Annotated in this window: 12 protein-coding genes; 5 read left to right on the forward strand and 7 right to left on the reverse strand. The window is 71.4% G+C overall.

Features of this window, described 5'->3' with window-relative positions; genetic code table 11:
* Positions 1-13: 13 nt before the first annotated feature.
* On the forward strand, positions 14-1,105 hold the full coding sequence (locus tag ACIBJG_RS06375; protein WP_399304480.1) for a ScbA/BarX family gamma-butyrolactone biosynthesis protein: 1,092 nt from the start codon (positions 14-16) through the stop codon (positions 1,103-1,105).
* The gene (locus ACIBJG_RS06380) at positions 1,102-2,034 is read left to right on the forward strand and encodes an NAD-dependent epimerase/dehydratase family protein (protein ID WP_399304482.1); all 933 of its coding nucleotides are present in this window, start codon (positions 1,102-1,104) and stop codon (positions 2,032-2,034) included. The genes ACIBJG_RS06375 and ACIBJG_RS06380 overlap by 4 nt, the downstream gene beginning before the upstream one ends.
* 9 nt (positions 2,035-2,043) lie before the next feature.
* On the opposite strand, the gene ACIBJG_RS06385 is transcribed toward ACIBJG_RS06380, so the two are convergent.
* From ACIBJG_RS06385 to ACIBJG_RS06395, 3 genes are all read right to left on the reverse strand, one after another.
* Positions 2,044-2,970, reverse strand: a complete 927-nt coding sequence (locus tag ACIBJG_RS06385; RefSeq protein WP_399304484.1) for a PhzF family phenazine biosynthesis protein — start codon at positions 2,968-2,970, stop codon at positions 2,044-2,046.
* Positions 2,971-3,068: 98 nt separating this feature from the next.
* A complete protein-coding gene (locus tag ACIBJG_RS06390) occupies positions 3,069-3,536 on the reverse strand; it encodes a lamin tail domain-containing protein (protein ID WP_399304486.1) in 468 nt (155 codons plus the stop codon).
* Between the two features lie 159 nt (positions 3,537-3,695).
* Positions 3,696-4,469 (reverse strand): SDR family oxidoreductase, encoded by a 774-nt coding sequence (locus ACIBJG_RS06395; RefSeq protein ID WP_399304488.1) that lies wholly within the window; start codon positions 4,467-4,469, stop codon positions 3,696-3,698.
* Positions 4,470-4,775: 306 nt separating this feature from the next.
* Here ACIBJG_RS06395 and ACIBJG_RS06400 point away from each other — a divergent pair, with 306 nt between their 5' ends.
* Positions 4,776-6,404, forward strand: coding sequence for an alkaline phosphatase D family protein (locus tag ACIBJG_RS06400; protein WP_399304490.1), 1,629 nt, complete (start codon positions 4,776-4,778; stop codon positions 6,402-6,404).
* 25 nt (positions 6,405-6,429) lie between these two features.
* On the opposite strand, the gene ACIBJG_RS06405 is transcribed toward ACIBJG_RS06400, so the two are convergent.
* Together ACIBJG_RS06405 and ACIBJG_RS06410 are read right to left on the reverse strand one after the other, a co-directional pair.
* Positions 6,430-7,434, reverse strand: a complete 1,005-nt coding sequence (locus ACIBJG_RS06405; RefSeq protein ID WP_399304492.1) for a Gfo/Idh/MocA family protein — start codon at positions 7,432-7,434, stop codon at positions 6,430-6,432.
* A gap of 104 nt (positions 7,435-7,538) precedes the next feature.
* Positions 7,539-8,753 (reverse strand): RNA-guided endonuclease InsQ/TnpB family protein, encoded by a 1,215-nt coding sequence (locus ACIBJG_RS06410; protein ID WP_399304494.1) that lies wholly within the window; start codon positions 8,751-8,753, stop codon positions 7,539-7,541.
* A 274-nt stretch (positions 8,754-9,027) separates the two neighbouring features.
* On the opposite strand from ACIBJG_RS06410, the gene ACIBJG_RS06415 reads away from it, so the two are divergent.
* Positions 9,028-10,341 (forward strand): multidrug effflux MFS transporter, encoded by a 1,314-nt coding sequence (locus ACIBJG_RS06415; RefSeq protein ID WP_399304496.1) that lies wholly within the window; start codon positions 9,028-9,030, stop codon positions 10,339-10,341.
* Between the two features lie 102 nt (positions 10,342-10,443).
* Here ACIBJG_RS06415 and ACIBJG_RS06420 read toward each other — a convergent pair whose 3' ends face one another.
* Positions 10,444-11,739, reverse strand: a complete 1,296-nt coding sequence (locus ACIBJG_RS06420; protein WP_399304498.1) for a hypothetical protein — start codon at positions 11,737-11,739, stop codon at positions 10,444-10,446.
* Positions 11,740-11,984: 245 nt separating this feature from the next.
* On the opposite strand from ACIBJG_RS06420, the gene ACIBJG_RS06425 reads away from it, so the two are divergent.
* Complete coding sequence (locus tag ACIBJG_RS06425) at positions 11,985-12,983, forward strand: small ribosomal subunit Rsm22 family protein (protein WP_399304500.1); 999 nt, start codon at positions 11,985-11,987, stop codon at positions 12,981-12,983.
* A gap of 16 nt (positions 12,984-12,999) precedes the next feature.
* On the opposite strand, the gene ACIBJG_RS06430 is transcribed toward ACIBJG_RS06425, so the two are convergent.
* A partial coding sequence (locus ACIBJG_RS06430) for a transposase (RefSeq protein WP_399304503.1) occupies positions 13,000-13,780 on the reverse strand: 781 nt, incomplete at its 5' end.

The following is a 13,780-nucleotide window of genomic DNA, read 5'->3' on the forward strand; positions in this document are numbered from 1 at the left end:
CTGGGGGAACTTCATGGTTCAGCTCACCTCACGCAGCGCTTCGATGTCGGTGGAGAGCGTCGAGCAGGCCGGACACTCTACGGGCGCCGGCCGTGCCGAGGCTTCCTCCGGCAGCCCGGAAGAGGCAGCCCTCTCCGCAGGAGAGGGGCCCGGTCGCAGAGGCGGATCGCCCGACCGGCTGAGACAGCTGGTCCACCGGACCGACCCGCTCGACGTCTTCCCCACCGGGCTCACCCGGCTCACCGACACCCAGTTCTCGGTGCCGGCCCACTGGCCCCGGGCCCACCGCTTCTTCGCCCCCGTCGACGGCCGGCACCAGGACCCCCTGCTCATAGCCGAGACCATGCGGCAGACGACGATGCTGATCGCCCACGCCCAGTTCGGTGTGCCGGTCGGCGACGCCTTCGTGATGTGGGAACTCAGGTACACCTCCGCGTCCGAACGGCTCGAACTGAGCGACGACCCCTGGGACATCACGGTGGACGTGTCCTGCTCCAGGATCCGCCGCCGGGGCCGGGGCCTCGGCTCCATGCACCTCGAACTCCTCCTGCACCGTCGCGGCACCGTGCTCGCTACCGGCGGCGGCCGGATCAGCTGCACCTCGGCCGGGGCGTACCAGCGGCTGCGCGGCCACCGCGGCGCCGTGCTCGACACCCCGATACCCCTCCTGCCCGCCGTCGCGCCGCGCACGGTCGGCAGGACCTCCGAGAACGACGTCGTCCTCTCACCCGGAACCGAGCCCGGAACCGAGCCCGGAACCTGGCTGCTGCGGCTCGATACCCGGCATCCGACACTCTTCGGCCGCCCCAACGACCACGTGCCGGGCATCCTGCTGCTGGAGGCGGCCCGGCAGGCCGCGCACGCGGCCACCGGCTCGACCTTCCTGCCGACGGCGATGCAGGCCGACTTCCTCCAGTACGTGGAACTGGACCGCCCCTGCCGGATCGAGGCCACTGTGCTCCCGGCGGACGACACGGACACGCTCTCGCCCGCCGGAGTGTTCATACGGGCCGTTCAGGACGGCGAACCGGCTTTCACCTGCACCCTCCGCTCGCCGGGCCCCCGCCCGGCCGGGCCCGGCGATGTCAGAACGGACCTCTCATGACCCCGCGCATCCTCATCACCGGTGCGACCGGCTTCATCGGCAGCCGGGTGGCCGCGGCCGCCCGTGCGACGCCCGGGATCCAGCTGCGCCTGATGACCCACCGGACCGCGCTCGACGTCCCGGCGGACGGGCCCGGCTGCGAGACGGTGTACGGGGATCTCGCCGACCCCGGATCGCTGCGGGGCAGCTGCGAGGGCGTCGACGCCGTGATCCACTGCGCCTCCCGGATCGGCTCCGACGAGCAGACCGCCCGCACCGTCAACGATCACGGCACCCGCGCCCTGGTCGACGAGGCCGTGCGCAGCGGAGTCGGCCGGATCGTCCAGCTGAGCACCGCCTCCGTCTACGGCCGAGGCCCCTTCACCGCGCTGCTTCCCGGTGTGGCCGAGCCCGCCCCCGTATCCGCCACCAGTCTGACCCGGGTCGCCGCCGAGCAGCACGTCCTGGCGGCCGGGGGAGCCGTCCTGCGTCCGCACATCGTGCACGGGGCGGGGGACCGGTGGGCGATCCCCGGACTGGTCGCACTGCTGCGGTACCTGTCGGCGGCCCCGGCCGGCTGCGACGCCCGCCATTCGCTGATCGACGTGGAGACGCTGGGCCGCGCCCTGCTCGGGGCGGCGCTCGCCCCGAAGGCGCCGTCCGGCGTCTACCACGTCAACCACCCCGAGCCGGTGACCTGCTCGGACCTGCTGTCCACGGTGCTCGGTGAACTCCAGCTGCCCTGGGCGGGCACGGAGATCGGGCTGGACGAGGCCCGCGCCCGGCTGGCCGGTGTCCCGTACGCCACGCACCACTTCGACATGCTCACGGTGGACCACTGGTTCGCCGACGAGCGGGTCGGACCCGACTTCGGCTGCGCGCCGGGCCCGGACTTCCGGACGTCCTTCGCGCAGCACGCCCCCTGGTACCGGGAGTTCCTCAGCCGCTGACGCGGGTCCTCACGCGCGCGGGTCCGGGATGCGGGCCCCCGTCCCGCTCACCCGCACCCGCGCGTCGCCCGCCCGCAGGGTGACGGTCAGCGTGCCGGGGCGGCCCATGTCCTCACCCTGGTGCAGGGTCAGTGCGGCGGTCTCCGGGACCAGGGACAGGGCGCGCAGGTATGCGCCGAAGGCGGCCGCCGCCGCGCCCGTCGCCGGGTCCTCGACCACACCGCCGACCGGGAACGGGTCGCGGACGTGGAAGACGGTGTCCGACGCCCGCCACACCAGCTGGACCGTCGTGAGGTCCAGCCGGTGCATCAGCGCTTCGAGGCGCGCGAAGTCGTAGGAGAGCGCGGCCAGCCGCTCACGGCTCGCGGCGGCCAGCACCAGATGGCGGGCGCCCGCGTAGGCGATGCGGGGCGGCAGGGCCGGGTCGAGATCGGCGGCCGGCCAGTCCAGGGCGGCCAGCGCCTCCGCGACGTCCTCCGCGGCGGCGTCCGTGACGTGCGGCTCCACGCTGGTGAGGGTCGCCCGCAGTTCGGTCCCCTCGCGGACGACGGTGACCGGCACCGGGCCCGCCGCGGTGGCGAACTCCAGGTCCCCGGGGCCGTCCCGCTCGGCGAGGGCCAGGGCCGTGGCCACGGTGGCGTGACCGCAGAACGGGACCTCGGCCTTCGGGCTGAAGTAGCGGATCGCGTAACCGCGTACACCGGCCTCGGACGCCTCGGACGCCTCGGACGCCTCGGACGCCTCGGACGCCTCGGACGCCTCGGTCCGGCCGGTCAGGAACGCCGACTCGCTGTAGCCGAGCTCCGCCGCGACGGCGAGCATGGCCGCCTGGTCCATGCCGGAGGCGTCCAGCACGACCCCGGCCGGGTTTCCGCCCGCGGGGTCGGCGGAGAAGGCTGTGTAGCGCAGGACCGCGGCCCGAGGAAGATCAGTCATGTGCGGCACAACCGCGCCGCGGTCCGGGGCATTCCCCCGTGGACCCGCCCGCCCCCTCGCCGGGCGGGACCGGGAAGGACCCGGACCGCGCAGCCGGCTCAGTGGCAGTTCTTGGTGCCCTTGCTCGACTTCGTCCAGGAGCACGAGTCCAGGAGCTTGCCGTTCGGCTTGATCAGCCGCGCCTTGTCGCCGGTGTTGTTCCAGACGTACGAGCCACGGTTCCAGTACAGGTGACCGGAACTGTTCTTCGCCTTGCCGGTGTGGACCCGGACGGTCCTGCCCGCGCCGACGCTGTAGGCGGGGAAGGTGTAGGTGTACCCGGTGTTGTCCTTGAGCTTGTAGCCCTTGAGCTGGAACTTCGCCTTGGTGTTGTTGTGGATCTCGACCCACTCGGCCTTGAGCGAGGTGTTGGACCGGGTGTCCTTGCCGGGGCTGTCGTACTGGATCTTGCCGAGGTGCACCCCGCTCTGGTGCTTCGCGGCCGAGGCCGGGGTCGCGAGGAGCAGCGAGCCCGTGAGGGCGGTGGTGGTGGCCAGGGCGAGTGGCACCGCGGTGCGTATGCGCATGCTGTGTTCCTTGTGTGGAGTTCCGGTGAAGAACAGTGAGCATAAGGGCAGCACGCGCTTACCGGGCCGGCCGGGGTGCGAATCAGGCGGACATCGGTCGGACCGACCTGAGGGGTGTTCAGTTGTGGTCGGGACGAGGCCGGTTCCGGCCGGGTGCCGTCAGCCCCGGCCCACGTACGGCATCGCCGTCGCCATCACGGTGGCGAACTGGACGTTCGCCTCCAGCGGCAGCTCCGCCATGTGGACCACCGTCCGGGCCACGTCCGCGGCCGCCATCACCGGTTCCACGGCCAGCTCGCCGTTGGCCTGGAGGATCCCGGTTTGCATCCGCTCCGTCATCTCGGTCGCGGCGTTGCCGATGTCGATCTGCCCGCAGGCGATCCGGTACGGGCGTCCGTCCAGCGACAGCGACTTCGTCAGGCCGGTCATCGCGTGCTTGGTCGTGGTGTACGCGACGGAGTGCGGGCGCGGCGCGTGGGCGGACACGGAGCCGTTGTTGATGATCCGCCCGCCCTGCGGGTCCTGCTCCTTCATCTGCCGGTACGCCGCCTGCGCGCAGAGGAACGCACCCGTCAGGTTCACGTCGACCACCGCCCGCCAGTCGTCGTAACCGAGGTCCTCGACCGGTACGGCACTCGGTCCGAAGGTGCCCGCGTTGTTGAAGAGCAGATCGAGGCGTCCGAAGCACTCCCGTACGGAGGAGAACAGGGCGTCCACATCGCCGGGGTGCGACACATCGGCGGGGACGGTGATCACCCGGGCGTCCGGCCCTGCCAGCGCGGCGGTCTCGGTGAGCGGCTCCGGGCGGCGGCCCGCGAGCGCCACCGACCAGCCGGCGCCGCTCAGCGCCAGAGCCACCGCACGGCCGATTCCGGAGCCCGCGCCCGTGACCACAGCCGTCTTCGTCGCGGAGTTCAACAGATTGTTGCTCATGGGGCGGCAGCGTACGCCCAGCCGTTCGGAGGCCGGCTTCCGGAGGGGCGCGCGGCGCCAAAAAGTGCGTCCGTACGGGGTGTTCGCGTCCCGGGGAGTGATTCCCCGGTGCGGCACCGGCGATTCCGCGGGCGCCGCGCGCGAAGTTAATGATCATGGTTTTGCCGCGTACGCGGAGTTTGCCCCTGGGGATCCATTCCTGCGGCGTTCCTCATCCAGGCGACGCCCGTGCGACGCGAGCACGCCAACCGCCCGATGTGCCGGTCCGGTGGACTTCCCCCACATCACCAGTCAGGGGAGGGACAGATGACGCACTCAACGCACCAGCAGGAGCTGCGCGACGCGGTCCGGCACACCGGTCGCCGCCGCTTTCTCACCGTCACCGGAGCCGCCGCCGCGCTCGCGTTCTCCGTCGGCCTGCCGGCCGCGGGAGCGGCGAGCGCCGCCGAGCTCGACAGCCGGAAGATCGGCGAGGACCCGTTCACCCTCGGCGTCGCCTCCGGGGACCCGCTGCCCGAATCCGTCCTCCTGTGGACGAGACTCGCGCCCCGCCCGTTCGAGCCCGACAGCGGACTGCCCGCCTCCCGCGTCGAGGTGCGCTGGGAACTGGCCCGCGACGAGCGCTTCCGGCACATCGTCCGGCGCGGCACCGCCACCGCCCACCCGGAGTTCCACCACAGCGTCCACGTGGAGGTCAAGGGCCTCGCCCCGGACCGCGTGCTCTACTACCGCTTCCGCACCGGACAGTGGACCAGCCCGGTCGGCCGGACCCGCACCGCGCCCGCCCCCGGCGCCCACAAGCGCGAACTGCGCCTGGCCGCCGTCTCCTGCCAGGCCTACCACGACGGCTACTTCACCGCGTACAAGCACCTCGCCCAGGAGGACGTCGACGTCGTCTTCCACCTCGGCGACTACCTCTACGAGTACGCCGTCTCCGCGACCGGCGGGGCCCGCAACTACACCGACCGCACCCTGCCCGCCCTCTTCAACCGGGAGACGACCACGCTGGAGGACTACCGGCTGCGGTACGCCCTCTACAAGTCCGACCCCGACCTGCGCGCCGCCCACGCCGCGCACCCCTTCGTCGTCACGTGGGACGACCACGAGACCGAGAACAACTACGCGGGCGACACCCCCGAGAACAGCGTGCCGCCCGAGGAGTTCCTGATCCGCCGGGCCGCCGCCTACCGCGCGTACTGGGAGAACCAGCCGCTACGCGCCCCGCAGCAGCCGGACGGCCCGGACATGAGGCTCTACCGGCGCCTGCGGTTCGGCCGGCTCGCCCAGTTCGACATCCTCGACACCCGTCAGTACCGCAGCGACCAGGCGTACGGCGACGGCTGGCAGACCCCCGGGCCCGAGTCCGAGGACCCCTCGCGCACCCTGACCGGCGCCGCCCAGGAGCGCTGGCTGATCGACGGCTGGCGCCACTCGAAGGCCACCTGGAACGTCGTACCGCAGCAGGTCACCTTCGCCCAGCGGCGCGATGTCCCGACCGACGCCTACAAGCTCTCCATGGACTCCTGGGACGGCTACCCGGCGTCCCGGGACCGCGTCCTGAAGGGCGCCGAGGCCACCGGGGTGGACAACCTCATGGTGCTGACCGGCGACGTGCACGTCGGCTACGCGTTCGACCTGAAGCGCGACTTCGACGACCCCGCCTCCCGCACCGTCGGCACGGAGATCGTCGCCACCTCCATCACCAGCGGCAAGAACGGCTCGGAGAAGCCGGCCAACTGGACGAACCTCACGACCGCCAACCCGCACATGAAGTACTACAACGGGCGCCGCGGGTACGCCGTCGTCACGCTCCAGGAGCACCGGGCACGCGCCGACTACCGCACGGTGTCCGCCGTGACCACGCCCGGCGCCCCCGTGACGACGGCCGCCTCGTTCGTCACGGAGGTGGGCAACCAGGGCCTGACCCCGGCCTGACCCATACGGACCCGTACGAAGGGCGTCAGGACGCCACGCCGTCCACGGGGTAGCGGACGCCGATGCGCTCACGTACCGCGTCGAGCGTCCGCATCACCGCGAGTGAGCCGTCCAGCGGCACCAGCGGGGACTCCGTCTCGCCCGCCCGGACCGCCCGCATCACCTCGGCCGCCTCGAACTGCATCCCCGTCAGACCCTGCGGCCCCGGACCCGAGGTGATCTCCTCCGGCTCCTTGCCGTCCCGGTGGAGCACGAAGCGCTTCGGGAAGAAGAAGCCCTCGGGGAAGTCCACCCGGCCGGCCGTCCCGATGACCGTGGCGGCCGTCGGGTGGTGCCCGACGAGAGAGCAGGACAGCAGTGCGTTGGCCCCCGAGTCCCAGCTCAGCAGCATCCCGGTGTTCAGGTCGACGCCCTCCGGCGACAGCAGCGCGTCGGCCTGTACCCGGTCCGGCTCACCCAGCAGCAGCTGCGCGAACGACACCGGATAGACCCCGAGGTCCAGCAGCGCCCCGCCGCCCAGCGCGGGATCGCGCAGCCGGTGCTCGGCGCCGAAGTCGCCCGCGAAGCCGAAGTCGGCCTGCACGGTCCGGATCTCACCGATCGCCCCGTCCCGCACCAGCTCCGTCATCCGCCGGATGACCGGGTTGCAGTACGTCCACATCGCTTCCATCAGGAACAGGCCACGGTCCCGGGCGAGCTTCACCAGCTCCCCGGCCTCGCGCTCGTTGAGCGTGAACGCCTTCTCGCACAGCACGTGCTTCCCGGCCTCCAGCGCCAGAGCGGCCGCCTCCCGGTGCGCGGAGTGCGGCGTGGCCACGTACACCACGTCGACCGCCTCGTCGGCGACGAGCCCGGCCCAGCTCCCGTAAGCCCGCGGTATCCCGAACCGCTCCGCGAACGCCGTCGCCGAGGCGTCCGTACGGGAGGCCACGGCCACCACCTCCGCGTCGGGCATCGCCTGCAGGTCAGCGGTGAAAGTCGCCGCGATTCCACCTGTCGCCAGCACGCCCCAACGGACAGTCCTGCTCATGCACGCTCCCAAAAAGGTGTCGACCATTCCGGCTGAGCTGAGAGCATATAGAGGCGGATTCAACAACTGTGACTCCTCCTCGCCCTGGAGGGCGGGGCTTCTCGCTATGCCGTGTTGGCGTGGCGACGGACCAGCCCGGCCCGTAGGACGTTGAGAGCCCCGACCTCGTCGGCGTGGGCCTGGTGGCCGCAGTCGACGCAGTGGAACTTTTCTTGTGTGGGCCGGTTCTCCTTGGCGGTGTGCCCGCATGCGGGACACGTGCGGGAGGTGTTGCGGGGGTCCACGGCCACTACTTCCCGCCCGGCACTCTCAGCCTTCGCGTTCAGGATCGTCAGGAACACCCCCCATCCGGCATCAGCGATCGAACGGTTCAATCCAGCCTTGGCCGCAGCCCCGTTCGGCAGAAGCACGCCCGCGCTATCGGGGTCGGTTTTCGGTGCGGGGGCTTTGCTCATGTTGCGGATCTTGAGGTCTTCGTGCGCGATGAAGTCGTGCTCGCGGACCAGGGTGAGCGCGGTCTTGTGTGCGTGGTCGAGGCGCCGGCGCCGCACCTTGCCGTGCAGGGCCGCGACCTTCTCCACCGCCCGCTGGTGGTTGCGGGTACGGTCCTTGGCCTTGCACCGTGGGAACCGGGACAGCGCCCGCTGCGCGGCCTCCAGCCTCGTGGCAGCCTTGCGGGCATGGCGCGGGTTGGGGATGTGGGTGCCGTTGGAGTCGGTGAGGAACGAAGTGATCCCGAGGTCGATGCCGATGTCGGAGCCGGTCGCGGGCAGCGGTTCAGGCAAGGGCTGGTCCGTGGTGAGGACGACGAACCATTTGCGGCCCTCGCGTTTCACGCTGACGGTCCTGACCGTACCGACCACTGGGCGGTGCTGGTTGACCCTGACGTGCCCCACGCCTTGGAAGCGCACCCGGGTGACCGGGTCGTGCGGAGTGGAGTCCCAGCGACAGCCGTCCCCGTCCCGGGGGAAGTCCACCGTGTCGAACCAGTTCGCCCCGCGAAAGCGGGGGTAGCCGGGCTTGTCCCCGGCCTTGACCCGGCGGAAGAAAGCGGTGAACGCCTTGTCCAGCCGGCGAAGCGTGGCCTGCTGGGAGCTGAACGACCAGCGGCCGTGGCATTCGGGGTCGAAGGCCCGGATGTCCTTGAGCTGCCCGGACTGCATCCCGTACTTGATGCTCGTCCTCGACGGATGCCGGTAGGCGTCACGGCGTTCCTGCAACGCACCGTTGTAGAGCGAGCAGTGATCACGCAGCATCTCACTGAGTGTGACTGCCTGACCCGCGGTGGGCCGTAGGAGAAACTTGTACGCACGAATCACCCAGCCCACCCCCTTAGCCCGGCTTTACGAACCAACGTACCGTCGACAAACATCAGCACGGCGGGAACCAACCCGCCTCACTCGCAGGAGTGACACGCCAGTCCTGCGAAGCAGAAAGCCCCGTCGTACCTCGCAGGGACTTGCGGCGGAGCACCGTTCAGCATCGTCGAGCAGAATCGTCCGCTCTGATCATCACGTCGGAGTGGTCAGGAGATCGCATTCCCGCCCGGCCCGAGGCCGGGATTCCCTGTGAAGACCAACTATGGAGATAAGAATGCCGGAGAGCGGCGTCAGCCGAGCCCAGCAGATACCCACGCCCGACACCGGGGCCGGACTTCCCATCAAGACCGCCCCCCTTTCCCCGCGCCCCGCCGTCACCGCCCGGCGCACCGGACTTCTCGTCACCCTGGTCCTCGGCGGACTGACCGCGTTGCCGCCGCTGTCCATGGACATGTACCTCCCGGCGCTCCCCGCAGTCACCGACGCGCTGCACGCACCCGCCGCGACGGTCCAGCTCACCCTGACCGCCTGCCTCACCGGCATGGCACTCGGCCAGGTCGTCGTCGGCCCGATGAGCGACCGCTGGGGCAGACGCCGACCGCTGCTCGTCGGGATGATCGTCTACGTCTTCGCCACCGCGATCTGCGTCTTCGCCCCGACCGCCGAACTCCTCATCGGCTTCCGACTCCTCCAGGGCCTCGCGGGCGCGGCCGGCATCGTCATCGCCCGGGCGGTGGTGCGTGACCTGTACGACGGCGATTCGATGGCCAGGTTCTTCTCGACCCTGATGCTGATCTCCGGAGTCGCCCCGGTGATCGCCCCGGTCATCGGCGGCCAGGTCCTGCGGATCACCGACTGGCGGGGCATCTTCGCCGTCCTCACCGTCATCGGCATCCTGCTCACCCTCGTCGTCTGGAAGTGGCTCCACGAGACCCTGCCGCCCGCCGAACGCCACACCGGCGGTGTCGGTGACGCGCTGCGCACCATGCGCGGGCTGCTTGCCGACCGCGTCTTCACCGGGTACATGATCGCGGGCAGCCTCGCCTTCGCCGCACTCTTCGCGTACGTGAGCGCCTCCCCGTTCGTCGTCCAGGAGATCTACGGTGCCTCGCCGCAGACCTTCAGCCTGCTCTTCGGCATCAACTCGATCGGGCTGATCGCGGTGGGCCAGATCAACGGCAAGATCCTCGTCGGCCGGGTCAGCCTCGACAAGGCGCTCGGCTTCGGGCTCGCGGTGATCGTGCTGGCCGCGACGGCGCTGCTGCTGATGACGTCCGGGGTCTTCGGGGACGTCGGACTCGTACCGGTGGCCACCGGCCTGTTCGTGCTGATGTCGGCGATGGGCCTGGCGATGCCGAACACCAACACCCAGGCGCTGATGCGCACCAAGCACGCCGCCGGTTCCGCCTCCGCGCTGCTCGGCACCTCCCAGTTCCTGATCGGCGCCATCGCCTCGCCGCTCGTCGGCATCGCGGGAGAGGCCACGGCCGTGCCGATGGCCGTCGTGCAGCTGGTGTGCGCGGTGGGCGCGATGGCGTGCTTCCTGGGGCTGTGCCGGCCCTGGCAGCAGGTGGCCGCCCGGCCCTGACCGCTTCTGCGGCCACGGCCACGGTGACAGCCGCGGCCGCGGTCAGTCCGCCCGCGGTCAGTCCGCCCGCGGTCAGTCCGCCCGCGGTCAGTCCGCCCGCGGTCAGTCCGCCCGCGGGTAGCCGATCAGGTGCAGCCGGTCCTTGTCGTCGGTCCAGCGGAACAGCCCGGTCCCTTCGGCGCTCTCCGCGCCGGGCATTCGCGCGTTCGGCGACAGCATCTGCGTCGTCCCGGTCGAGAGGTCGGCCTCGACCGGGAAGCCGCCCCCGGCCAGCGCATCCGACGCGTTGCGCACGTTCGTCGCCCCGTACGCCGTTCCGCCGTCGGTCACCGATGCCAGGGCGAGCGTCCTGGACCCCTCGTCGTCCTCGAAGCAGAAGCCCTTGCCGGCCCCCAGATCGAACGCGAGGTTCCCGGCCACCAGATAGTCGCCCGACGGCGAGACGACGGCCGGCGGGTACTGACCCGGCGCGATCGCAGGCTTGTGGCACCGCACGGAGACCAGCGCCTTGCCCGTCTCCATGTCGTGCACCGTCCACAGGTCATGGGTCGCGGCGAGCTTCGCGCCCTTCGCCAGCTGCCACTTGGCCAGCACCAGGCCGGGGGCCACGGAGGCCGGGACGCCGCTCTGCCGGTCGGCTCCCTTGGGGGCCACGTTCCGGCTGAACCAGCCGCCCTGCACCCAGAACTCCCGCGCCCCGCTCACCAGCAGGCCCTTCGACGTCAGCCCGCGCACCTCGGTCAGCTGCCTGCACGACGTGCACCCCGCCGGGTACTTCAGCTCCTTGGCCGGAACCCTGGTGATCCTGCCGGTCGCCGGGTCCACCACCACGCTCGTGGCCCCGCCGTCACCGATCACGATGCCTGGGCCGGTGGCGGTGACCGTCGGAACCGAGGCCCACGGCACCTCGACGCGCTGCCGGCCGCCGTCCTCCACGGTGTACACGTCGAGCGAGACGATCCGGTCGGCGGGCGCCGGTGCGTCCTCGCCGACCTTCCCGTACGACCAGGTCACGAAGTACTCCTGGTCGTCCACGGTGACGGTGAGCAGCTTCGGGAAGTGCGCCGCGGCCGGCGGGCGCCAGGGGTCCCCGCTCCAGCCGGCCCGCCCGGTCCCCGCGTCGATGGTCCGCAGCCGGTACTCGCCCTCGGCCGTCCGCACCAGATAGGCGAGCCGCCCGGTCGTCCGGGAGAGCGCGTAGTCGGGAGAGGTGCCGACGAGCTCCCAGCCGCGCCGTGTCGTGTACGCGGCCGGGACGGTCAGCTGCGTCGCCGGGCCCGTGCTTTTGCGCACCGGCTCCTTCGGCTCGGCGTCGTCCTTCCCGCCGCCGCCACCCAAGGTGGCCAGCAGGAGCAGCAGAGCCAGCACCAGCAGCCCGCCGACCAGAGCCAGGCGCACGACCCGCTGCCTCGTGGTCCCTCCCCCGACCGGAGCCAGGCGCCCGAACTGCAGTCTCATGGTCCCCCCGATGAGCAGTACCCGACCTCGGGCCTTCCCTCGGGATCAGGATCGATCCGGAGCGAAGTCCCTGGCGCCGGTCAGCGTAGCAACCGGCCGGTACGCCTTCGCAGTTCGGTTCTGTCCCCGTTCCGTCCCGATTCCGTACGGAGCCCGGCCCGGGCGCGTACGCCTACAATTCCTCGGTGAACGTCACCCTCCCCACCGCGGAAGCCCTGCGTGCGGCCCTGGCCGGACTCCTCGACGGGCTGCCGCCCAAGCAGGCCACGCAGGCCGTCGACCGGCTCATCGCCAACTACCGGGGAACCACTCCCACCGACACGCCGCTGCTCCGCGACCGCTCGGACGTCGCCGCGTACGCCGCGTACCGGATGCCCGCGACCTTCGAGGCGGTACGGTCCGCCCTCGACGCCCTGCGCGACGCAGCCCCCGACTGGGCGCCGGCCGCGCACACCGACGTCGGTGGTGGCACCGGCGCGGCGAGCTGGGCGGTCGCCGGGGCCTGGGACGGGCCGCGGACCACCGTCCTGGACTGGGCCGAACCCGCCCTCGCGCTGGGCCGCGAACTGGCCGGGGCCTCGGCCATCCCGGGACTGCGCGCCGCCGAGTGGCAGCAGGCCCGCATCGGCAAGGACCTCGTCCTGGACGCCACCGACCTGGTGACCGTCTCCTACGTGCTGGGCGAGATCACGCCCGAGGCCCGCACCGCCCTCGTCGACGCCGCGGCCCGTGCGGCGCAGGCCGTCGTCATCGTCGAGCCCGGCACCCCCGACGGCTACGCCCGCGTCATCGAGGCCCGGGACCGGCTGATCGCCGCCGGACTCACCGTCGCCGCACCCTGCCCGCACAGCGACGCCTGCCCCATCGAGCCGGGCACGGACTGGTGCCACTTCTCGGCCCGGGTCAGCCGCTCCTCGCTGCACCGGAAGGTGAAGGGCGGCTCGCTGCCGTACGAGGACGAGAAGTTCAGCTACGTCGTGGCCACCCGCTTCACCCCGCGGCCCGTGGAGGCGCGGGTCACGCGCCGGCCGCAGATCCGCAAGGGCCAGGTGCTGCTGGAGCTCTGCACCCGGGACGAGGCGCTGCGACGCGCGACGGTCACCAAGCGGCACGGTGCGCTGTACCGCGCCGCCCGGAACACCGACTGGGGCGACGCCTGGCCGCCCCCGCAGGACACCCCCTAGGCCCAATGCCGTTCGGTTAGCCCTCTGACGGGTTTGGCAACGTGCTGATCTCGATGTGGACGGTGGTCCTGCGGGTGCGGTGGTCGATGTCGCGGCCGACGGCGCGGTACTTGGAACTGATCGCTCGTTTCTTCACGCGGGGCCGGGACCGTTCTCGACGGGCGGGTAGGAGGCCGTTGAGTATGGCGGTGCCGATCCGGCCGACGAGGTCGATCCGGGTGTGGGCGATGATGCCGGCCGCACGGATGATCTGGTCACGTGCCGTGTTCAGCGCGATGGTGAATGCGGCGCGGTCGGGGTCGATGTCGGGCCGGTGCAGGACAGCGTCGCTCATCGCGGTGCGTAGTACCTGGTAGGCGACCAGGAGTGCCCAGGTCTCCTGGGTGACGGCTGCCGGGTAGCGTCCGCGCAGGACTCTGCCACCGAGGATGGTCGATTTCAGCTCGCAGTAGCTGGTCTCGATTTCCCAGCGTTCGCGGTAGAGCCTGACCAGTGCGGTGGCGGGTGCCTCGTCCGGATCGAGCAGGCTGGTGACGAGCCGGTAGGTGCTACGAGTGACGGGGTGCTTGCCGGTGCCGTCGGTGGGGGTGAGGGTGATGGTGGCCTCGATGACGCGGACGGTGACTTCCCCTATGCGGGACAGGAACGTGCCGTCGGGCAGCCGGCGCCGGATCGGCAGCTTGAGCGCTGTGGTGTGGGTCCTGGCGCGGATGAGGAAGTCCGCGCCGGTGGAGGCGACCGTGCTCACGAAGGCGGTGGCGGAGAAGTTTCGGTCGCCCAGCAGCAGCGTTCCGGGC

This window comes from Streptomyces sp. NPDC050422, assembly GCF_044458665.1.
Lineage (GTDB): Bacteria > Actinomycetota > Actinomycetes > Streptomycetales > Streptomycetaceae > Streptomyces.